This window comes from Bacillus cereus group sp. Bc010, assembly GCF_027716745.1.
GTDB classification, from domain to species: domain Bacteria; phylum Bacillota; class Bacilli; order Bacillales; family Bacillaceae_G; genus Bacillus_A; species Bacillus_A pacificus.
In genome coordinates this window covers 215,477-237,007 of the sequence record NZ_JAQFUY010000003.1, presented here as the reverse complement: position 1 = coordinate 237,007, position 21,531 = coordinate 215,477, and the positions used below count along the sequence as shown (strand labels likewise).

The following is a 21,531-nucleotide window of genomic DNA, read 5'->3' as shown; positions in this document are numbered from 1 at the left end:
AGTGAAGAGGGAGCTTGTGTTGTCACAGCTCCCTCTTCATATTATGTGAAAGGATAACCTTAAGAAGGTAGGTGTGACAATGAGTAACTTGTGGATATTTGGTTTTCAAGCGCTATGGAGTCCAATCTTTTTATTATTTATGCTTTCGATCCTCATTGGATATTTTTTAATTATTGGACCATATAGAATGCGATTTGAACATGCGACGAAGGTAAGTAAGAAGCAAGTTTTTTATTTTACGACCGGGATTGTTCTTTTGTATTTTGTAAAGGGAGGGCCTATTGATTTAATTGGTCATATTATTTTTAGTGCACATATGTTTGAAATGGCAGTCATGTATATTGCCGTTCCGCCATTGTTGTTGCTTGGTATACCAGTTTGGTTATATCGTTATATTACTTCTTTTAAGTTCGTTCAAATTATATTAAAGATATTTGCTAAGCCGCTTATTGCATTGTTTGTATTTAATGGCCTGTTTTCTTTTTATCATTTACCAGTTGTTTTTGATACAGTAAAACAAAGTCAAATTGCTCATCCTATCTGTCTCGCTATATTGTTCTTTACGGCAATCATGATGTGGTGGCCGATGCTAAATCCATTATCAGAATATCAAACGTTAAGTGATATAAAGAAACTTGGTTATATGTTTGCTAACGGTATATTATTAACGCCAGCTTGCGCGTTAATTATTTTTGCAACGGCGCCGTTGTTTGCAACGTATACGGATCCGGCTGCTTGGATGAAGGCGATGGAACTATGTGTACCAGCGGGAACTTTATCTAATTTAAATATAACTGGACCAGAATTTTTACACTGGATGCCGATCGTACAAGACCAACAAACAGGCGGCATCATTATGAAAATTGTCCAGGAAATAGTGTACGGCACAATTATTGGTTATGTGTTCTTTCGATGGGCGCGTCGAGAGCGTGAAAAGGATAAAGAGCAGTTACAACAATTGCCGCCGTATTTACAAACGAAGTAAAAAAGTGTATGGGTTTCCATACACTTTTTTAGTTTTACTAAACTTTAATAGATTGAATTTTCTAATTATTTATGTTAAGTTAGTGTAGGCATGTACTAAAAGTGGATATAAGATTTACTACTAGCTTTAATGCATAATAATTCCATGTGTAGTACAAGTTTTTTAGAGAGTTACAAATTTATATTGTTATCTTTAATAAAACAAGGACTATTTTAAGGGGGAATTTAAATGGGTAGTAGTGGAAGTATGGTAAAGCCAATTAGTGGTTTTTTAGCAGCATTAATACAATATCCAGTACCGGTAGTAGAGTCACGTGCAGACATTGATAAACAAATTAAACAGATCATAAAAACAATTCATTCAACTAAAGCAGGGTATCCTGGATTGGAATTGATAGTATTTCCAGAATATAGTACGCAAGGGCTTAATACAAAAAAATGGACTACAGAAGAGTTTTTATGTACGGTCCCTGGGCCAGAAACAGACTTGTTTGCTGAGGCATGTAAAGAGTCTGAAGTATATGGTGTTTTTTCTATAATGGAAAGAAATCCTGATGGTGGAGAACCGTATAATACAGCAATAATTATTGATCCACAAGGTGAAATGATTTTGAAGTATCGTAAGCTAAATCCTTGGGTGCCAGTTGAACCTTGGAAGGCTGGAGATTTAGGTTTACCTGTTTGTGATGGACCAGGAGGAAGTAAATTAGCTGTTTGTATTTGTCATGATGGTATGTTTCCTGAAGTAGCTCGTGAAGCAGCTTATAAAGGTGCAAATGTCTTGATTCGTATTTCTGGATATAGCACACAAGTTAGTGAACAATGGATGTTAACTAATCGTTCGAATGCATGGCAAAATTTAATGTATACATTGTCGGTGAACTTAGCCGGTTATGATGGTGTATTTTATTATTTTGGTGAAGGACAAGTATGTAATTTTGATGGGACTACTTTAGTGCAGGGACACCGAAATCCTTGGGAGATTGTTACTGCTGAAGTATATCCAGAGCTAGCAGATCAAGCTAGATTAGGATGGGGTCTCGAAAATAATATATATAATCTAGGTTCAAGGGGATATGTAGCGACTCCTGGTGGGGTGAAAGAAAACCCATATACGTTTGTAAAAGATTTAGCTGAAGGTAAATATAAGGTTCCTTGGGAAGATGAGATTAAAGTAAAGGATGGAACTATTTATGGGTATCCAGTCAAAAAGACGATTCATTCTTAAGTAAGATAAATAGAACAAGCGCATCATATTGATGCGCTTGTTCTATTTACTCAATGATTTGGAATTCTTTTAACTCTTTTTCGATATTTTGTAGGAGTTGTTCGCTTTTTTGAATGACATTCGTTGGGAAAGTTTCACCATCACCATATTCAACGCCGTGAGGATAATAATGTTTACCTAATAAGGGAGGGAGTAGCTTTATTTCAGCGTGTCTGCTGCCAATGTCACCTTCAACAGCTAAACCTTGTACACGTAAATAATAAACATCGTTTAATATTTCGAATTTATAATCGTATGTAACTCGTTCATAATCCCACTGTCCAGCAAGTACAAAATGGTTCTTTTCCATAATCTCTGTTAATAGTGTTAAATCAACGACTGCCCCATTAAATTTCGTATTTGTAAATTGCATAAAATACCTCCTTTTTTAATGTTACACCATTATTTTTATAATAGTATGAATAATAAGAAAGTGCAATTCATATTGAGAGAAAAGGGATAATCCAGACTTTTTTTGCGAAAATATGATATAGTGAAAAGAGTACGGTACACACAAAAAAAGGAAAGAAAAGGATTTGTGTATATCTCAATTTTATGTTTTCTGCAGGAGGTATATCGATTGAAGAAATTATTGCGTATCGTAATGATTACAATTTTAATTTTAGCTGTTGATTTATACGGGAAATTACTCGTTTCACAATATATATTAACCCCATCTCAATCAAAGCAAGAAAATAAAATTGTGAAAAAGAAAAAACAAGTAAATGAAGACTCTTCCGATACTGTTTTAAATATGATTGGTGGGGACTCTGAAAATTTATTAGCAAAATGGGGAGAACCTTCTCGAATAGAGCCATCTGCTTATGGATATGAATGGTGGGTATACAATCAAGATTTAGCTCAGTATGTTCAATTTGGGGTTGCTGAACGTAAAATTGTAACGGCGTATGTCGCTGGTGAGCAAGTTAAGGTGCCACCTTATTATATAAATGAAAAGTATGAAGATGTGTATAAAAAGAATCCACTTTCTCATGAGATTTCGTTAAAAAGAGGAAAGAATAGTTATCAATTTGAGTTATCTGATACCGAAGTGATGGAACAACCATTAGTACCAGTAGAAGATGGTTGGGCACAATTATATTTTGATCATTTTACGCATGAGCTTGTCGGTGTTCGTTATATGGATGACGAAACGTTATTGCGTCAAAGACCGTATCAGCTCGTTTATTCGGGTGAATTATTAGCAGAACAACCATTAACTCCAGATAAAATGAAACAAATAGAGAATGGGAATATGCAACAAATTTTTGATTTAACAAATATTATTCGAAGTCGTCATAATTTACCGTTATTAGCGTGGGACCAACAAACGGCAGAGGTGGCAATCGGTCATAGTAAAGATATGAAGGATAATAATTACTTTTCACACGATTCACCTACATTAGGTACGTTAGGAGATCGTTTACAGCGCGGGAAAGTAGGATTTCAACTTGCCGGTGAGAACATAGCGGCGCAACATAGTGATGGGGTTGCGGCATTGCAAGGTTGGTTAAATAGTGAGGGACATCGAAAAAATTTATTGAATGAACAATTTACAGGATTAGGTGTTGGCGTATACGATAAGTTTTATACACAAAATTTTATTCGGAAATAAAATGAAACTGTAAATTGTGGATGGGAATCTTCCCCTATGCAAATAGTAGGATAAAAAGGTGCATGAATCGTCTAAAAATAGGCGAACCATGCGCCTTTTTTTTCTTATTATATAGTAGATATACATGAAGAGGTGAGGATTATGCCGACAACAAAAGGACCGTTACATCCATCGGTTCAACAGTTTAAAGAGTTTGTAAACCATCACCCTAAAATGGTTCATGAAGTTCGAAGTGGTCATAAAACTTGGCAACAGTTTTATGAGGAATGGTACTTACTTGGTGAAGAAGATCCAATATGGGCAACTTTTAGACCGGATGGAGCGCCTGCTTTTTCTTCGGTAAAAGAAAAGAAAAAAGAAAATGGAAAAGAAAAGGATACTCGAACTGAAGAGGAAAAAACTGCTGATGTGATGGGACAAATGCTTTCTTTCTTTAAAAAGTTAGACGTGGAACAAATGCAACATCATTTAGCCAATGTGACGAGTGCTATTGGGAGTGTGCAACAAGTTTTTCAACAATTTCAAGGGAAACGCACGCAGCAAGAAGAGAGTACTTCCGAAAATAATCCATTTTTCTTTCAGAAGGATTAGGAGGAAAGCGGATGAGAGCAGAAATTATGGAGTTTATAAAGGCTGATGAGGATTTATCTCGCTATATTAGGGAGCAACCTTACTGGTATAGAAAACTAACGCGAAACCCTGAAGAAAAAGAGGCATTTGAGTTAGCAGCTATGCAACATTTCAAAAAAACGATACCAGATAAAGTTGAGAAATTTCAAAATCAATTGGCAGTTGCTTCCATTATGATTGATATGTTTCAGTATATGAAGCAGCAAAATGCAACATAATTGGAAGGGAAAACTATGTCCGTCATGCAGAACTTTTGATACAATAGAAGCGGATTATTTAAAAAGGAGTTGCAGCATGAGCATGACGGAAATTTGTTTAGTACGACATGGACAAACTGATTGGAATTTTCAAGAGATTATTCAGGGACGTGAAGATATTCCGCTTAATGAAGTGGGGAAGAAGCAAGCGAGTCAAAGTGCAGCTGCTTTGCAAGCGGAGGCATGGGATATAATTATAAGTAGCCCATTAATTAGAGCGCAAGAAACAGCTAAGGAAATTGCAGAGGCAACTGGATTACAATCAATTTTATTAGATGAGCGATTTGTTGAACGTAATTTTGGTGAAGCTTCTGGGAAGCCAGTTGCGACTGTTAGGGAATTAATTGCAGAAGGTAAAGTAGAAGGTATGGAGCAAGATGAAGAAATTGTAGCTCGTTGTTTTGCTGCGGTAAAAGATGTTGCAGAAACTCATTCTGGCAAACGTATTATTATTGTAGCCCATTCTCATGCGATAAAAGCAATTTTACATGCAATTGCTCCGGAAGATATTTCGTTTAAGACACCGTTAAAAAACGCATGTATTAGTTATGTGAATGAAAATAGTGGGAAGTGGGATGTTGTTAAATACAACATCGCGGAACATATTAATGTATAAATGTGTACTGAAATTATTAAAAAATAGTTAGAATGATATCTTTCTGTTTAGTGAGACACTTCAATTAGTAGTTCTATTCTAAATGTGGTATGATAAATACTCGGAGGTGTCTCTCATGATTGTAGCGACGCTAGAAAGCGTATTAATATTAGATAAGGCAGAGCAGCTTGCAAAAGCGATCATCTGTTCAGATATAGCAGAAGATTACCGTAAATGTTATAAAGAATTGCATGAAGATATGGAAGTTCAGACGTTAATTCAGCAATTTACAGCGATGAAAGAACGATATGAGGAAGTGCAACGTTTCGGTAAATATCATCCTGACTATACTTTCGTTTCGACGAAAATGAGGGAATTGAAGCGTTCTGTAGATTTACATGATAAGATTGCAGCTTTTAAACGAGTAGAAACGGCTTTACAAAAGTTGTTAGATGAAGTTAGTGTAGCAATCGGTTCTGAGGTATCCTCTTCCATCAAAGTTCCAACAGGAAATCCATTTTTTGATGCTGGTGGCTGTGGTGGTGGTTGTGGTACCGGCGGAGGTTGCGGTTGTAAAAAAACGGGGTAAATCACCCCGTTTTTTAGAAGATAGAAGAAAACGTATACAGAGTTTGTCCTGTAATGTCATAAATTTCTGATTGGTTTTCATAAAATATAAAATATATGTTTTTAAAAGGAGAAGATGGAGAAGATTATGTTCGGGCAACGACAAAGTATGATTGTTTATTTACATTCATTGAAACATGCCAAGATTTTAAGAAAATATGGTAACATACATTACATATCAAAACGTTTAAAATATGCAGTAGTATATTGTGATATGGAACAAATTGAGCATATGATGCAAAAGTTGAACAAACTTCCTTTTGTGAAAAAGATAGAACAGTCGTACCGCCCGTATTTAAAAACGGAATTTGAAAATTCGCGTCCTGATCGGGCAAAAGAATACGATTATAGCTAATAGAAAAAATCCCCTGCTAATTTTAGCAGGGGATTTTTCATTTGAAATAACACATTATTTCATTGGAGGAATAAAATTATTCATTCGTAAAATACCAATTAAATGATTGAAAAACAGTTCTTTTTCTGGGAAAGTTGTGGATGGTTTTACTGTAAAGGTAGTCACTTTTTTTCCAAGTTGTTCTGCTGTTTCTTCAAATAAAAGGACGCGTTTACTTTTTTTATTTTCAAGTACAGGAATGCCTTCACGACATATGTATAATGGTTGGAAATCACCAGTAGTAGTTGGTTTTAATATTACAACAAGTGAGCACACTTTTTTTTCATTTTTAATTGTTTCAAATTGTAACATATGTGTTATACGTTCTTGATTTGCTTTGGCAATTTCGAGTAATTCATATAAATCAGAGTAGCCCTCTCCGAGTTCTATAAAGCGTTGAATCATATCTTTTCCTCCTCTTTCTTTTACTGTACCATCTCACTTTTTAAATGAAAAGTATACAAAGAAAAAAAACCCTGCAAAGCAGGGCCCTTCTTATACTAGCATGTACTAGTAAGAAGGCAAAGGGAGAGGAGAAACCGGAGGAAGAACTTATGGGGAAACGTAAGTCTTCTCCGCGGTTGGCAACAACATCGAAGGTGATGTTGTTATAATTATTTATGTCCAATCTAAATGAAGATATACATGATGAAATTAAATTTTATGTTGGGCTTTTTATTTTTCTTTTTTTTATTTTATGATAGGATAAAAAAGATAAAGTGAAACGAATAGTTCGTGTTAGCGAATGGTGAGATGAATACATAAAAATGCAGAGTGGTTATTTTAAGCTAAGTTCTTCTAGTCTTCGTTGGAAGATGAATGGAATCGTAAAGTTTGGTAGCGGTTACCGAATGGAGAAGGGCTTTCTATAATTGCTCGATAGATTGAAATAAAGGTAGTGACAACAGATGAGAGTAGTTTCAGGAAAATGTAAAGGACACCCACTTAAAGCGGTGCCAGGTAATACAACACGTCCAACGACTGATAAAGTAAAAGAATCCATTTTTAATATGATAGGCCCTTATTTTGATGGGGGTGTCGCTCTTGATTTATTTGGTGGTAGCGGTGGTCTTGGAATCGAAGCTATAAGTAGAGGGATTGATAAAGCGATTTTTGTTGATCGAGACAATAAAGCGATAAAGGTAATCCATCAAAATTTAGAAAGTTGTAGAATACAGGAACAAGCTGAAGTATATCGGAATGATGCAGAACGTGCGATAAAAGCACTTATAAAACGTGAAATGTCATTTGATCTTATATTAATTGATCCTCCATATAAAGATCAAAAAATTGTATCTTTAATTAGTGTAATGGATCAACATGGATTGCTACATAACGATGGTTTAATTATGGCGGAGCATGGTAATGATGTAGTTTTACCTGAGTCTATAGGAAGACTTGTAAAGGTGCGAGCTGAAAATTATGGCATTACAGCGATATCGATTTATAAGTATGAAGGTGAGGGGACGGAATGACAAGTATAGCTATTTCTTCGGGAAGTTTTGATCCAATTACCCTTGGGCATCTGGATATTATTAAAAGGGGAGCAAAAGTATTTGACGAGGTATACGTAGTAGTGTTAAACAACTCGTCAAAAAAACCGTTCTTTTCAGTGGAAGAGCGTTTAGATTTAATTCGAGAAGCAACAAAGGATATTCCTAATGTCAAAGTAGATTCACATAGTGGACTACTAGTTGAGTATGCAAAAATGCGTAATGCGAACGCGATTTTACGTGGATTACGAGCAGTTTCTGATTTTGAATATGAGATGCAAATTACTTCTATGAATCGAAAGTTAGATGAAAACATTGAAACCTTTTTTATTATGACAAACAATCAATACTCATTTTTAAGCTCGAGCATTGTGAAAGAAGTTGCGAGATATGGAGGAAGTGTAGTAGATCTTGTACCTCCTGTTGTAGAACGTGCTTTAAAAGAAAAGTTTCAAACCCCGTTAAAGTGAACGGGGTTTTTCTTTGTTGCTCCGAAAAAATAATAAGATGACATATACATATAAACAAAATAATGTAAATATCGGTCCGTAGTGTACAAAAGATGTCCAAATTTCATGCAGTATAGAAGAATGATTTGATAAAAAGACAGGGATATCTTTTTGCATAGGTGAAAAAGAGCTTACTTTTTCATAAAATGGTTTCCAAAATATAAAAGTAAAAATAGGAGCAAGAATACTTTGGATAATTCGTGCGAAAAAATAGGGCTTAAATCGGATGTCTGTTTCGGCTAATATGCTAGCGACTTGCGCCTGAATAGAAAGGCCGCTAAATGCTAAAATAAAGCTTGTTACCATAGCTTGCTGTAGGAGGGGTGTTTCATTTATTTGACTAATCATTTGGCTTCCGAGTGTCATTTCAAACATGCCAGATAATATTGGGATACTAAATTCGGTAGTTAGTTGGAAGAATGATAAAATATGTTGCATAATAAAAGAGAGGGATGCTGTAATATGAAATACAGTAATCATTTTATTTAAAACAGAGAATAAAATAATGAATCCACCAATCATAAGTAACGTTTGAATAGAAGAAACGATAGCGTCCCCAAGTAATTTTCCTATCGGTCTTTTTTCTTGCATACGTGTCTCGTGTAGGATTGAAAAAGGGTTTTGAAAAGGGCGTTTTTTAGTAGCATGTTTATCATGCGTGGAAATGTTCTTATTGCCATAAAAACGCATCAGTAACCCGACAGCAAAATTACTTACATAATGTGCAGCAGCTAATACGATTCCTAATTTCGGATTATTGAAAAAACCGATAGAAACAGCGCCAAAAATAAAAAGTGGATTGGATGAGTTTGTAAAAGATACGAGGCGCTCTGCTTCAATTTGTGTTAGCTGATTGCTTTTGCGCAGTCTAGCGCTTAATTTGGCGCCAGCGGGAAAGCCTGAAGCCATTCCCATTGCCCAAACAAATCCGCCTATTCCTGGAACGCGGAAAAGTGGTCGCATAAGTGGTTCTAATATAACGCCTATAAATTTTACAACACCAATACTAATGAGAAGTTCGGCAATGATGAAAAACGGTAAAAGTGAAGGGAATACAACTTCCCACCATATATTTAACCCTCGAATGGAAGCTTGTAAAGCAGCTTGGGGGTGGAGTACAAGAGAAAAGGTTAAAAAAAGTGTTGATATGGTAAGGAAAGCCGTTTTCCATTTTTCATACATGTAAGTAAATCCCCCTTTGTCCCAAAAAACGTTCATTTCAGTATACGTGGATACGTAGTGAATTTAGACCATAAGTATGAAAAAGGAACGAAAAAAATTAAAGGGTGAGAAAAGTGAAAGAACCGAAAATTGGCTTAGCTCTTGGATCTGGGGGCGCAAAAGGTTTTGCTCATATTGGTGTTATAAAGGTTTTAAGGGAAAATGATATACCGATTCATATGATTGCAGGAAGTAGTATGGGGGCTTTGGTAGGTACATTTTATGCGGCTAGTTCAAACGTTGAAAGACTGTATAAACTGGCAAATGTTTTTAAGAGGAAATATTATTTAGATTTTACGGTTCCGAAAATGGGATTTATTTCTGGAAAACGTGTCAAAGATATGATTAAAATGTTTACATATAATAAAAATTTAGAAGAATTAGATATCCCGACGGCTGTTGTGGCTACTGATATCTTAAAGGGGGAAAAAGTAGTTTTTACAAGTGGTCCAGTTGCAGAGGCGGTGAGAGCAAGTATTTCTGTACCTGGAGTGTTTGTGCCAGAGAAAATAGATGGACGATTATTGGTAGATGGCGGAGTAATTGATCGCATCCCAGTATCGGTTGTGAAAGAGTTAGGTGCCGATATTGTCATTGCTGTTGATGTATCCCCGATTAAAGTAAATGGAGAGGTTACGTCTATTTATGATGTAATTATGCAGAGTATTGAAATTATGCAACATGAGCTTGTGATAAATCGGCAAATTGCATCTGATTTAATGATGCGCCCAGCTGTAGAACAATTTAGTTCCCGGGCTTTTACAAACATTGAAGACATTATTCGAGTTGGAGAGGTAGAAGCGGAAAAGCATGTTGCAAATATTCATTTATTAATTGAGCAGTGGAAGGAGAAACATAATGTTTAAGCGTTTTCGGTTTATATATGCAATTTTAATAGGGGTTATATTGGCAATGTTACTTGTTTATGTACGCCTGCCGTATTATGTAACGAAACCAGGAATGGCTGCCAAATTAGAGCCTTACGTTCAAGTTGAAGGGGGAACAAAAGAATCTGGTGATTTTATGCTTGTTACGGTTTCAATGGGACCGGCAAATGTAGTGAATTTAATAGCGGCACAGTTTAATAAATATACACATATTTCAAAAGCGGAAGAAATATTGCAAAAAGGTGAAAGTGATGAAGAATATCAATTTCGCCAAAATTATGCAATGAAAGATTCGCAAAATGCAGCGATTTATAATGCCTATAAACGTGCAAATCGTACTGTTTCTTTTGAAAATAAAGGTGTGTTGGTTGCTGGTGTAGCGAAAGGGATGCCTTCAGAAGGAAAGCTTAAACTTGGAGATGTTATCATTGCCGTCGACGGAAAAACATTTGAAAAGACAGAACAATTTATTGAATATATGACAGGGAAAAAAGAAGGAGATACAGTAAATATTGAGTACAAGAGGGATGGGAAACAGTTAAAAGAAAATTTAAATGTAAAGACTATTCCGAATGGAAATGGACGTGTTGGTATAGGTGTTTCTATCGTTACGGAAAGAGAATTAGTGGTAGATCCGAAAGTGAAAATTGACTCTCATGAAATAGGCGGACCATCGGCAGGCCTAATGTTTACATTAGAAATATATAATCAACTGGTGGAAGATGATTTAACAAGAGGGCATGAAATAGCTGGAACAGGGACGATCAATGAAAAGGGAGAAGTTGGCCCGATTGGTGGTATTCAGCAAAAAGTGGTTGCTGCAAGTGATGCTGGTGCTGAAGTGTTCTTTGCACCAAATGAAAAAGGTGCGGAGAAATCGAATTATAAAGATGCACTTGAGGCTGCGAAAGATATTAAAACGAAAATGAAAGTTGTGCCAGTTGATACGTTGGATGATGCATTAATGTATTTGGAAAAAATGGGGAAGAAATAAAAAAATCTCTCTGAAAAGAGAGATTTTTTTATAGGAATTTTGCAGTTGTTTCATCGTAACGAATTGGGTGATGTGTTGCATCTTGTTTTAGTAGTTGTGTTCGTAATGGTTCTTGTATGATGGAGAAATATACAGAATTGGCTTTTCGATCTATGTGTAAAGTAGGATGGTCAAATGTTTTTGTATGGGTAAGGATTGGAAGCTCTATTTTTTTCTTGTTTTTTGAAAGGTACGTTTGTCCTTTTTGTGACATGCCTAATAGACGAATGTATGGTGCATGTTGCTCTATATTTGCGCAATGTATTTCTTCTTTTGTTGTATTTGTTAAAATATGTGTACAAGCTCTTTGTAATCTAGTCCACGTATAACGTTTCGTTTTTAACGCTTCCATGAATGAATGGAAGGAGGAACTGGTTTGTATTTTTGATAAAATACGATGCTCTAACCCTTCCTCAATTTCATATATATGTCGTAAGTCTTCTGGAGACATTGTCATAAGTTTGTATTTAAAAAATGAAAAGTATTGTTCCCAATTATGTAATGTCCCGTAGTTTTGTTTATAACTTGCTAAAAGAGAAGCAGTCGCTTTTGGGATGAAAGGCTCAATTTCTGTAAAGGAACTATTTTCACTAAAAAGTTGTTTGCGAATACTTGTTGCGCTTGCAATATGTTGGTCGTTAAATGTTTCATCATGATAATGAGATGCGAACCTTTTTATCGTTTGTGCTTGCATAGAACTATTTTGCATTAGAATTGCTTTTATGTATTGGAAGCCTAAAATGTTATTTGGTTGTGACATGTCTATATTTTTTTCAGAAGATAAAATGTGTAGGAAAGCTTCAGATGTAGCTTTTGCGTAACTATTACCTGCGTTCATAAATTGCTTTACAAGACGATTAAAAGTCTCTTCTTCATTTTTCTGCACAGAGATGGTGTTATAAAAATTTTCGATTTGTCCATCTTCACTGCCGAAACAAATTTCAGAAACGTGTAGGGCGTTTAAAATAGAAATAGCGCCATTTGCAAAGGTTTCGGCCTTTTGCGTTGAAAAGGCATAAGGAAGCTCTACAACGAGGTCTACACCGCATGCTAAGGCCATTTTGGTACGATACCATTTGGATACGAGTGCTGGCTCACCACGTTGTAAAAAAGGGCCACTCATAACAGCGATTGTAATATCAGAGTGTGTTAACTTTTTTGTTTGTTGCACATGATAAGCATGACCGTTATGAAAAGGGTTATATTCAACAACAATACCACTGGCTTTTATGGTAATCTCTCCTTTCGATGTAGCATCTTTTTGAAAAACGTGATACTCTATATATTATTTACTATGATGACTTCATTATAGTGTAAAGAAAAAACATTGACAAATATAAAATGGCTAGCTATAATTTTGTTTGTTGCCTTGAGGTGATATGATATGAAATGGTCCATCCATCAATTGAATAAATTGAGAAATAAAGGATTGACATTGGATGAGATGGTAGATGTAAGTGAGCTAAAAGAGGTCGAGAAAGATATTCGTGAAATTAATCCTGTTCACGTAACAGGAAGAGTTGATTTTGGCTCCGGTAAGTTTACGTTCCATCTACATATAACTGGAAGCATGGTTTTACCATGTTCTCGCTCTTTAGTAGATGTGACATTACCATTTGACATTAAAACAACTGAGGTGTTCCAAACTTCACAAGAAGAATTTGAAACTGAAGCTGAAATTCATTGTTTAGAAGGAGAAGTACTTGACTTACTGCCCGTAATCAAGGAAAATATACTTTTGGAGATTCCAATGCAAATTTTCAGTGATGATGTTTCTGGTGGAGCACCGACGCAAGGTCAAGACTGGCAAGTGATTTCGGAAGAAGACAAAGAAAAGCCTGTTGATCCAAGATTGGCAGGACTTGCAAAGTTTTTTGACAAATAATCGGAAGACTGGTTCAGGCCTTCATATGAAAATAACTATTTCTTTTAAGGAGGTGGGAAGAATGGCTGTACCTTTTAGAAGAACTTCTAAAACAGTAAAAAGAAAGCGTCGTACGCATTTCAAATTATCAGTACCTGGTATGGTAGAGTGCCCAAGCTGTGGTGAAGCGAAATTAGCTCACCGTGTATGTAAAGCATGCGGTACTTACAAAGGTAAAGAAGTAATCAGCAAGTAATTGCGGGAAAATAAACGTAGAAGATATCTTCTACGTTTATTTTTTTGTCTTATTCTTCATTTGTTGTATTCTATCTTTTCTAGTAACTGCATATGTTTAATAAAAAATGCATAGGGAGGACTAGAGAGATGGCGACAACAAGACAAGATGCTTGGACTGATGATGAAGATTTGCTTCTGGCAGAAGTAGTACTCCGGCATATTCGAGAAGGTGGAACGCAATTATCTGCCTTTAAAGAAGTGGGAAGACATTTATCTCGTACACCAGCAGCATGTGGCTTTAGATGGAATTCTTACGTTAGAAAGCAATACAAAGAACGTATTGAAGAAGCGAAGCAACTGCGTAAAGTGGAAAATTATGAAGTGAAAGAGACGAAGGTATTAGAACCTACGTCAATTACATTGAATGATGTTATTGATTTCTTGCAAAATTATAAAGATGAAAACTCTTTAGTGGTGTTGCAACAGCAAATTGAATCGTTACAAACAGAGAAAGAGAGCCTGTTGGAGCGATTATCAGTATATGAGGAAGAATATAGAACATTGCTTGATTATATCGATCAAAAAAGAAGTGTAATGGTAGCGGAAAGAAATAGCGCTCGTTCGAATGGGAAATTAGAGAAGTTAAAGAAATAAAAAAACAGCTGCTATGTAGCTGTTTTTTTATTTCTTATGCAGACTCTTCGTTTGTAACCGTATTCAAATTTGTTTCTGGGTGCCAAACGTAAAAATCACCATCAGGTACTGACACAGGTTGGAAATTTAATTTATCCCAAAAACCAGCTGAATGGATACGTGCGATCGTTTTAATTGGGAACTGTAGTCCCTTCGCATAATTTACAAGCATTTCTCCGAATCCTTGTTTTTGGAAAGTTGGTAATACTTCAAGTTTATAAAGTTCTAGGTAAGTACCTGTAATTTCGAATGGTTCCCCGCCGTTCCTTTTCATGTATAGACTCATACGTGCAATGAGTGATCCACCATAATAAATACCGTAAAATGGAGATTCACTATTGTTTTCAATAATGTTTGCTTGTAATTCTTCTAACATGGATAGTTCTTGAGCTCCGCAGCCTTTAAATTTTTTAAACTCGTCTAATGTTTTATAATTGATGAGCAAGCGCTCAACTTTTGGGAATCCCATAACATCACATCCTTTTTGTCTCATTGAATGCAGAAAAGTGAAAATATTTATAATAATATTATAACTCATTTTTTTATTTTTATGAAGATGATAGTGTATTTCTTTTATTATTTTTTGAGGATTTGCTAAACTAAGAGTAGAAGCATAGTAATAAGTAGTCTATACATATTGGAAGAAGAGGTGGCATTTGTTCATCTTTAGTTAATTATGATTCCACACGAATCGAATCGAGTGTTTGAGGAATAAAAGGGGAGGGGAAAAAGGGACTTGTGTATCGTGTTCAGATGAGTTCCTTACGTGAAAATGAAAATCGGAGTTGTGGGACCAGGAGCTATTGGTCTATTGTATACATTTTATTTACAAAAAAGTAATCAAGATGTTACGTTGTTTACAAGGACAGCTAAGCAGGCTGACGAATTAAATATAACGGGTGTAACTTGTATTAGGGAGGGGAAACGTGAAACGGTATTCCCGCCAGTATTACCAATAGAAAGTATGCTAGACCAGCAGCTAGATTATATATTTATTGCTGTTAAGCAATATCATATAACTGACATACTACCTTTTGTGCGAGGGAAATCCTCAGTAGTCTTTTTGCAAAACGGAATGTCACACCTTCATGCTATGCAGAAAATAGAGAATGAAAATATTGCAGTTGGAATTGTAGAGCATGGTGCAAAAAAAGAAGAAAGACATACCGTTTATCATACAGGGATAGGTGTAACGAAGTTTGGAATCGTGCGCGGTCGGTCTATACATTTTGAAAAAATATTTAATTGCTTTCCTTTTCCGCATTTTCCAATTCGAATAGAAGATGATTGGAAGGGTGTTATGCACAAAAAATTAGTAGTGAATGTATGTATCAATCCATTGACGGCATTATTACAGGTCAAGAACGGAGAATTGATTACGAACCCGTTTTTTAATCAGATGATGGAGCAAGTATTCCAGGAGGTCGTTTTTCTCGTTAAAGAAGAAAAAGAAATGGTATGGGAAATGGTACGTCATGTATGTGAAAGAACGTCTCATAATACATCATCTATGTTGGCAGATGTAAGGGCGAATAGACAAACAGAGATTGGTGCGATTGTTGGATATGTATTAGAAGAAGCGAAGAAACAGCAACGATCCGTTCCGACACTTCAATTTTTGTTCGATGCAATAAAAGGGTTAGAAGTAAAAGTATAAGTGTAATTCTTTGCTTTTACGTGAAACATTGACTACAATGTGGATTGGTGAGAGAACAGGATACGAAAGGAAGAATTATATGGAGATAAAAGAAATCTCTGTTCCGCAACAAGGTGTTGTAGCGGACTATATGAACGGTAAAAAAGAGATACAGTCGTGTTTTGATTATATGTTAACAGAAGATGCTTTTAAACAGCGTGTACAAGATTTGCGTGAGAGGGAGTTTTTCCGCCAAGATTTAGTAGCGCATTTATTAGAATATAATACAAAATTACAAGCGGGAGAAGCTACAATTCAAAATGTAAAAGCGCTTGGAGATGAAGATACATATGTTGTTATAGCTGGACAACAAGCTGGGTTATTAACTGGACCACTTTATACGATTCATAAAATTATTTCAGTTTTACAGCTTGCGAAGGAAAAGGAAGAAAGTTTAGGCGTTAAAGTTGTTCCTGTTTTCTGGATTGCTGGTGAAGACCATGATATGGATGAAATTAATCATACTTTTGTAACGAAGAATAAAAAAATAAAAAAGACCATTTTTCATGATCGTAATCCGAAAAAGGCGAGTGCTTCAGAGTCTGAGCTTTCTTTGGAAGACTGTAGAAAGTGGATTGAAGAAATTTTTAAAACATACCCTGAAACGAATTTTACAAAGGATGTACTGCAATTTATTGATGATTCTTTAGGGGAATCGAATACGTATGTAGATTTCTTTGGTCACCTTATTATGAAAATGTTCATAAATTCTGGTTTAATTCTTGTCGATTCGCATCATCCTGAATTAAGAAAATTAGAAGTGCCGTTTTTTAAACAAATTATAAGTAAGTATAAAGAAGTGCAAGAGGGGCTTCATAACCAACAGGAAGTAATTAAAGAATTAGGGTATAAGCCAATTATTGAAACAAAGTCTAATGCAGTACATATATTCATGGAAATTGATAATGAGCGAGTGTTGCTTGAAGATAATCAAGGGAAGTTTGTTGGGAAGGATGGGACGTATTCCTTTTCATATGAGGAATTGATTGAAGAGATGGAAAGAAGCCCAGAGCGCTTTAGTAATAATGTTGTAACGCGCCCTCTTATGCAAGAGTATGTATTTCCTACGTTGGCGTTTATTGGAGGTCCAGGGGAATTAGCTTACTGGAGTGAATTACAACAAGTCTTCCATACTATCGGTTTCCGGATGCCGCCTGTCGTTCCTCGTATTACAATCACTTATATTGAGAGGGATATAGCGACAGATTTACATGATTTACAATTGCAAGAGAGTGACCCGTTTTTAAATAACGTAGATAAGTTGCGTGAAAACTGGTTATCTAATCAAATAGAGGAACCGATAGATGAACGATTTGTAGAGGCGAAAAAAGAAATAATTGATATTCATAAGTCATTACAACAGTTTGTGAAGAAAATAGATCCTGGATTAAGTTCGTTTGCGGAGAAAAATGAGTTCAAAATTAATGAACAAATTGAACTGTTGGAAAGAATGTTGAAAAGAAATGTTGAGAAAAAACATGAAGTGGAACTAAATAAATTCCGTCGTATACAATTTGCAATCCGTCCATTGGGAGCGCCACAAGAGCGTGTGTGGAATGTATGTTACTATTTAAATCAGTTCGGTTTGGATTTCGTTGATCGTGTAATGGAAAACCCGTTTTCTTGGAATGGAAAACATCACGTTATAAAACTATAGAATCTTGCTCTTAGGAGCAGGATTTTATTTTTATCCCGTTGAATTTACTGTGAAGTGATTTTTTTCTGAATTATTAATTTTCAAAAAGCTAATATCGTAATTATGCAGGATACTTAAATATATGACAAAATAGCACAAAATGTAAACGTATTATTATCTTTTTCGACAGTTTTTTATTTAAATTCCCGCAAAAGATGATAAAATTTAGTATATAATAAAAGAAAATAGCGATTTGTATAGTATGCTGCCTTTGTAGGCAAGTTAAATGAGTCGTTCTTTCATAGTATTTCGTTCTCTAGTCGTGAAATATACGTTTAGAGGAGGAGATACATTCAACATAATTAATTGGAAAAAGAGTAGGTGCAACAATGTTTAATCACGTAACAGTGCTTTTGAAAGAAACAGTAGATGGCTTAGATATAAAGCCAGGTGGTACATATGTAGATTGTACACTGGGGGGAGGAGGACATAGTTCTTATTTATTATCCCAATTAACTGAAGGCGGAAGATTAATCGCATTTGATCAAGATGAGATAGCAATTCAAAATGCGAAAGAAAAATTCTCTTCATACGGTGAGCAGTTCATAACAGTAAAGAGTAATTTCCGTTATCTATCTGAAAAACTACAGGAATTAGGTATAACAGAAGTAGACGGTATTTTATTTGATTTAGGTGTTTCATCCCCGCAATTAGATACACCAGAGCGTGGCTTTAGTTACCATCATGATGCACCGTTAGATATGCGAATGGATCAAGATGCCCCATTAACAGCCTATGATGTTGTAAATAGTTGGTCATATGAACAACTTGTAAGAATTTTCTTCCAGTATGGCGAAGAGAAATTTTCAAAACAAATAGCAAGAAAAATTGAAGCGTATCGTGAGAATAAAGCTATTGAAACGACAGGGGAATTAGTAGAACTAATTAAAGAGGGTATTCCAGCTCCTGCTCGTAGAACGGGTGGACATCCTGCGAAGCGAGTGTTCCAAGCGATCCGTATTGCGGTAAATGATGAATTGAAAGTATTTGAAGAAGCGTTGGAATCTGCAATTGAGATGGTCAAGCCAGGCGGAAGAGTTAGTGTTATAACATTCCATTCTTTAGAAGACCGTATTTGTAAAACGACGTTTAAGCGAAATAGTACAACGCCACAATTGCCACCAGGATTACCAATTATTCCTGATGAGTTTAAGCCGAAATTAAAGCTTATTACAAGAAAACCGATTTTACCTTCTGATATAGAGTTAGAAGAAAATAATCGAGCGCGTTCTGCGAAATTGAGAATCGCTGAAAAACGATAAAAAGGGGAGAGAGGTATGAGTAACTTAGCTGTAAAGTACAAGCAACAAGCGCAAGAAGAGGTTCAGATTCAAACGCCCCCACAGCAGATGGTTCAGCCAAAAGCTAAAGCGAAGATTACAAGAATCGAAAAACTGTTGTATGTAGCGTTTATTGGCTTTTTATTGTATGCCTGTGTAGCGTTTATTGGAAATAAAGCAGGCCTTTATCAAGTTAATGTAGAAGCTGCGACAATAGAACAAAAAATTGTACAGCAGCAAAAAGAAAATCAAGAATTACAGGCTGAAGTAGAGAAGTTAAGTCGTTATGAACGAATCGCTGAAGTTGCAAAAAAACACGGGCTAGAAATTAATGCGAATAATGTGAAAGGCCTCAAATAAGGCAATAGGTGTGAAGGGAAAATGAAGAGAGATATGACTAAATTTCATACCAATAAGGGAGCAGGGTATTTTATGATTTTATTCCTCCTGCTCTTTTTGCTGTTATTAGCCCGATTTTTTTACATACAAGCGACAGGAACAGTGCATAATCAGGATTTGGATAAACTCGCTCAGCAAAAACATAGTAAAACAGGAGTTCTCGAAGCAAATCGCGGGACGATTTATGATCAAAACGGTCATGTGTTAGCGCAAGATGCAAACTCTTATAAACTTGTAGCGGAACTAAAAGGTGCGAAGCCGGTTGAGAATAAAGAGGATACCGCCAAGAAAATTGTGGGCGTACTCGGAAAAGATGAAAAGAAGATTTTAGATACGTTAAATAAAGAAGGTAGAAGTCAAGTAGAATTTGGGAATTTAGGTAAAGGCTTGACGAAAGAACAGAAGGAACAAATCGAAGCATTGAAATTGCCAGGTATATCTTTTATTACAGAAAATGCAAGAGTGTATCCAAATGGTGATTTCGCATCTTATGTTGTAGGTCATGCGAGACCTGATGATAAAGGAATTGCTATAGGACAATTTGGTTTAGAAAAGAGTTTGGATAAGTATTTAGGTGCTGCTAATGGAAAAGTAGCTTATACAGGTGACCGTAGAGGAGTATCTCTTGACGGTGGAAAAGTGAATGTAAAGGCACCTAAAAATGGAGATAATGTTTATTTAACGCTTGACCAACGTATTCAAAGTTATCTAGAAGACGCAATGAAAGAAGCGAGTAAACATTATGAACCAGAAAGCTTAATAGGAATTGTTGCGGATCCAAAAACAGGGAAAATATTAGCGATGTCTAGTAAACCTAGTTATGATCCGAACCAGGAAAATAATAAGTATTATTATAATGATGCAATTGCAAATGCATTTGAACCTGGATCAACAATGAAAATTTTCACGCTAGCAGCAGCTATAAATGAAGGTGTGTATAAGGGACAAGATTATTATCAGTCTGGTACATATCAAGTCGGGAACCGCAAAATAAAAGATCATAATGGCGGTGCTGGATGGGGATCTATCACATTTGATGAAGGGGTAGAGCGCTCTTCCAACGTAGCGTTTGCTATTTTAGGTGATCAAAAACTTGGTCCAGACCGTTTCAGAAAGTATATCCATGCTTTCGGATTAGATGAAAAAACGAATATTGATTTATCTGGTGAAGGTTCAAATACCATTTTATTCGATCAGCAAATACAGCAAGTAACGACAGCTTTTGGACAAGGCTCCACTGTAACACCAATTCAGCTTGTACAAGCTGCAACTGCTATTGCGAACGATGGAAAAATGATGAAACCTTATACAATTGATAAAATTGTAAATCCGATAACAGGGGAAGTAAAATTAGAACATAAGCCAGAAGAAGTGGGCAAACCGGTGACAAAAGAGACAGCAGCGCAAGTAAGACAGTTATTAGAACGCGTTGTTACATCGCCGAAAGGAACAGGAACTGCTTATAAAGTTGATGGCTATTCAGTTGGTGGTAAAACAGGAACAGCGCAAATTCCGGATGGAAAAGGAGGCTATATGACGGGAAGAGAGAATTATATATTCTCGTTCTTAGGTATGGCACCTATGGATGATCCGCAACTTGTTGTGTATGTAGCTGTTAAACAGCCAAAATTGAAAGATGATGAGAGTGGTGCACAACCTTTAGCTGATATTTTTAAATATGTAACGAAGAATAGTTTAGAGTATTTAAAGATTAAGCCTAATGAAGTGAAAGATCCGAAGAAATATGTGAAAGAGCAGCAAACTGCTGTTCCAGATGTAACGGGAAAAACGATGGAAGAAGCGAAAAAAGCCATTGATAAAGCAAAACTTCGTCCAATCGTATTAGGTGAAGGGAAAGTGCAGCAACAAGTACCGAAAGCAACCGAACAAACATTGAAGGGTGATCGAGTGTTCTTAGTGGGAGATCAACCTACAATGCCGAATATACAAGGCTGGGCACTTCGTGATGTTATGAATTTAGCAAAAACATTAAAGCTTAACCTAAAACCTACTGGTACCGGATATGTAACCGAACAAAGTGTACCAGAAGGAACATTGTTGCAACCTGGTACAGAGTTAGGTGTAACACTTGTACCGCCACTTGAACCACAACAAGAAGCAGAAAAGCCGTAATGGTAAAAGAGAAGAAGTTCT

25 protein-coding genes are annotated in these 21,531 nt (G+C 35.9%); 20 read left to right on the top strand and 5 right to left on the bottom strand.

The window, feature by feature from the left end:
- Window positions 1-79: 79 nt before the first annotated feature.
- Window positions 80-985, top strand: a complete 906-nt coding sequence (ctaG, locus tag PDQ68_RS06580) for a cytochrome c oxidase assembly factor CtaG (protein ID WP_061183952.1) — start codon at window positions 80-82, stop codon at window positions 983-985.
- 228 nt (window positions 986-1,213) lie between these two features.
- Entirely contained in the window at window positions 1,214-2,212 is a 999-nt protein-coding gene (locus tag PDQ68_RS06575) for a formamidase (RefSeq protein WP_000535781.1), read from the top strand.
- A 46-nt stretch (window positions 2,213-2,258) separates the two neighbouring features.
- Here the strand turns inward: PDQ68_RS06575 and PDQ68_RS06570 are convergent, their stop codons facing one another.
- Window positions 2,259-2,624 (bottom strand): YugN family protein, encoded by a 366-nt coding sequence (locus tag PDQ68_RS06570; protein ID WP_001160940.1) that lies wholly within the window; start codon window positions 2,622-2,624, stop codon window positions 2,259-2,261.
- 207 nt (window positions 2,625-2,831) lie between these two features.
- Here PDQ68_RS06570 and PDQ68_RS06565 point away from each other — a divergent pair, with 207 nt between their 5' ends.
- The 6 genes from PDQ68_RS06565 (at window position 2,832) to PDQ68_RS06540 (ending at window position 6,330) form a co-directional block, all read left to right on the top strand.
- Complete coding sequence (locus PDQ68_RS06565; protein ID WP_000735391.1) at window positions 2,832-3,866, top strand: CAP domain-containing protein; 1,035 nt, start codon at window positions 2,832-2,834, stop codon at window positions 3,864-3,866.
- Between the two features lie 141 nt (window positions 3,867-4,007).
- Entirely contained in the window at window positions 4,008-4,457 is a 450-nt protein-coding gene (ylbD, locus tag PDQ68_RS06560) for a YlbD family protein (RefSeq protein WP_001143335.1), read from the top strand.
- Between the two features lie 11 nt (window positions 4,458-4,468).
- Entirely contained in the window at window positions 4,469-4,714 is a 246-nt protein-coding gene (locus PDQ68_RS06555) for a YlbE-like family protein (protein ID WP_001200990.1), read from the top strand.
- Between the two features lie 82 nt (window positions 4,715-4,796).
- A complete protein-coding gene (locus tag PDQ68_RS06550; RefSeq protein WP_001998138.1) occupies window positions 4,797-5,369 on the top strand; it encodes a histidine phosphatase family protein in 573 nt (190 codons plus the stop codon).
- Window positions 5,370-5,484: 115 nt separating this feature from the next.
- Window positions 5,485-5,937: a YlbF/YmcA family competence regulator gene (locus tag PDQ68_RS06545; RefSeq protein WP_000634353.1), complete on the top strand. Its 453-nt coding sequence runs from the start codon at window positions 5,485-5,487 to the stop codon at window positions 5,935-5,937.
- 126 nt (window positions 5,938-6,063) lie between these two features.
- Window positions 6,064-6,330: a YlbG family protein gene (locus PDQ68_RS06540; RefSeq protein ID WP_002080814.1), complete on the top strand. Its 267-nt coding sequence runs from the start codon at window positions 6,064-6,066 to the stop codon at window positions 6,328-6,330.
- 54 nt (window positions 6,331-6,384) lie between these two features.
- Here the strand turns inward: PDQ68_RS06540 and PDQ68_RS06535 are convergent, their stop codons facing one another.
- Window positions 6,385-6,774, bottom strand: a complete 390-nt coding sequence (locus tag PDQ68_RS06535; RefSeq protein ID WP_000616013.1) for a DUF7147 family protein — start codon at window positions 6,772-6,774, stop codon at window positions 6,385-6,387.
- 503 nt (window positions 6,775-7,277) lie between these two features.
- Here PDQ68_RS06535 and rsmD point away from each other — a divergent pair.
- A complete protein-coding gene (rsmD, locus tag PDQ68_RS06530; RefSeq protein ID WP_001266989.1) occupies window positions 7,278-7,844 on the top strand; it encodes a 16S rRNA (guanine(966)-N(2))-methyltransferase RsmD in 567 nt (188 codons plus the stop codon).
- Window positions 7,841-8,332: a pantetheine-phosphate adenylyltransferase gene (coaD, locus tag PDQ68_RS06525; protein WP_000200598.1), complete on the top strand. Its 492-nt coding sequence runs from the start codon at window positions 7,841-7,843 to the stop codon at window positions 8,330-8,332. Before rsmD ends, coaD begins: the two co-directional genes overlap by 4 nt.
- Here the strand turns inward: coaD and ylbJ are convergent.
- Entirely contained in the window at window positions 8,324-9,553 is a 1,230-nt protein-coding gene (ylbJ, locus tag PDQ68_RS06520; RefSeq protein ID WP_061183953.1) for a sporulation integral membrane protein YlbJ, read from the bottom strand. The two genes, coaD and ylbJ, sit on opposite strands and share 9 nt — an antisense overlap.
- Before the next feature lie 113 nt (window positions 9,554-9,666).
- Between ylbJ and PDQ68_RS06515 the strand changes: the two genes are divergently transcribed.
- Both PDQ68_RS06515 and PDQ68_RS06510 read left to right on the top strand, forming a co-directional pair.
- Window positions 9,667-10,458: a patatin-like phospholipase family protein gene (locus PDQ68_RS06515; protein WP_000662598.1), complete on the top strand. Its 792-nt coding sequence runs from the start codon at window positions 9,667-9,669 to the stop codon at window positions 10,456-10,458.
- A complete protein-coding gene (locus tag PDQ68_RS06510; RefSeq protein WP_000476306.1) occupies window positions 10,451-11,473 on the top strand; it encodes a SepM family pheromone-processing serine protease in 1,023 nt (340 codons plus the stop codon). The genes PDQ68_RS06515 and PDQ68_RS06510 overlap by 8 nt, the downstream gene beginning before the upstream one ends.
- A gap of 28 nt (window positions 11,474-11,501) precedes the next feature.
- Here the strand turns inward: PDQ68_RS06510 and PDQ68_RS06505 are convergent, their stop codons facing one another.
- Complete coding sequence (locus PDQ68_RS06505) at window positions 11,502-12,683, bottom strand: nucleotidyltransferase (RefSeq protein WP_001187903.1); 1,182 nt, start codon at window positions 12,681-12,683, stop codon at window positions 11,502-11,504.
- A gap of 213 nt (window positions 12,684-12,896) precedes the next feature.
- Here PDQ68_RS06505 and PDQ68_RS06500 point away from each other — a divergent pair, with 213 nt between their 5' ends.
- The 3 genes from PDQ68_RS06500 (at window position 12,897) to PDQ68_RS06490 (ending at window position 14,267) form a co-directional block, all read left to right on the top strand.
- Window positions 12,897-13,397 carry a YceD family protein gene (locus PDQ68_RS06500; protein ID WP_000872145.1) on the top strand — a complete coding sequence of 167 codons (501 nt, stop codon included), beginning with the start codon at window positions 12,897-12,899 and terminating at the stop codon, window positions 13,395-13,397.
- A gap of 61 nt (window positions 13,398-13,458) precedes the next feature.
- Window positions 13,459-13,632: a 50S ribosomal protein L32 gene (gene rpmF / locus PDQ68_RS06495; protein ID WP_001984764.1), complete on the top strand. Its 174-nt coding sequence runs from the start codon at window positions 13,459-13,461 to the stop codon at window positions 13,630-13,632.
- Window positions 13,633-13,760: 128 nt separating this feature from the next.
- Window positions 13,761-14,267, top strand: a complete 507-nt coding sequence (locus tag PDQ68_RS06490; RefSeq protein ID WP_000246478.1) for an RsfA family transcriptional regulator — start codon at window positions 13,761-13,763, stop codon at window positions 14,265-14,267.
- Between the two features lie 34 nt (window positions 14,268-14,301).
- On the opposite strand, the gene PDQ68_RS06485 is transcribed toward PDQ68_RS06490, so the two are convergent.
- On the bottom strand, window positions 14,302-14,775 hold the full coding sequence (locus tag PDQ68_RS06485; RefSeq protein ID WP_000506708.1) for an N-acetyltransferase: 474 nt from the start codon (window positions 14,773-14,775) through the stop codon (window positions 14,302-14,304).
- A 297-nt stretch (window positions 14,776-15,072) separates the two neighbouring features.
- On the opposite strand from PDQ68_RS06485, the gene panE reads away from it, so the two are divergent.
- The 5 genes from panE to PDQ68_RS06460 all read left to right on the top strand — a co-directional run bounded on the left by panE (window position 15,073) and on the right by PDQ68_RS06460 (window position 21,510).
- Window positions 15,073-15,963, top strand: coding sequence for a 2-dehydropantoate 2-reductase (gene panE, locus PDQ68_RS06480; protein ID WP_000782390.1), 891 nt, complete (start codon window positions 15,073-15,075; stop codon window positions 15,961-15,963).
- Between the two features lie 79 nt (window positions 15,964-16,042).
- Window positions 16,043-17,659, top strand: a complete 1,617-nt coding sequence (bshC, locus tag PDQ68_RS06475; RefSeq protein ID WP_016718324.1) for a bacillithiol biosynthesis cysteine-adding enzyme BshC — start codon at window positions 16,043-16,045, stop codon at window positions 17,657-17,659.
- Between the two features lie 368 nt (window positions 17,660-18,027).
- A complete protein-coding gene (rsmH, locus tag PDQ68_RS06470) occupies window positions 18,028-18,960 on the top strand; it encodes a 16S rRNA (cytosine(1402)-N(4))-methyltransferase RsmH (RefSeq protein WP_000481789.1) in 933 nt (310 codons plus the stop codon).
- A 15-nt stretch (window positions 18,961-18,975) separates the two neighbouring features.
- Window positions 18,976-19,338, top strand: a complete 363-nt coding sequence (ftsL, locus tag PDQ68_RS06465; protein WP_000067081.1) for a cell division protein FtsL — start codon at window positions 18,976-18,978, stop codon at window positions 19,336-19,338.
- Between the two features lie 21 nt (window positions 19,339-19,359).
- A complete protein-coding gene (locus tag PDQ68_RS06460; protein WP_080444191.1) occupies window positions 19,360-21,510 on the top strand; it encodes a penicillin-binding protein in 2,151 nt (716 codons plus the stop codon).
- The last annotated feature ends 21 nt before the right edge of the window (window positions 21,511-21,531 follow it).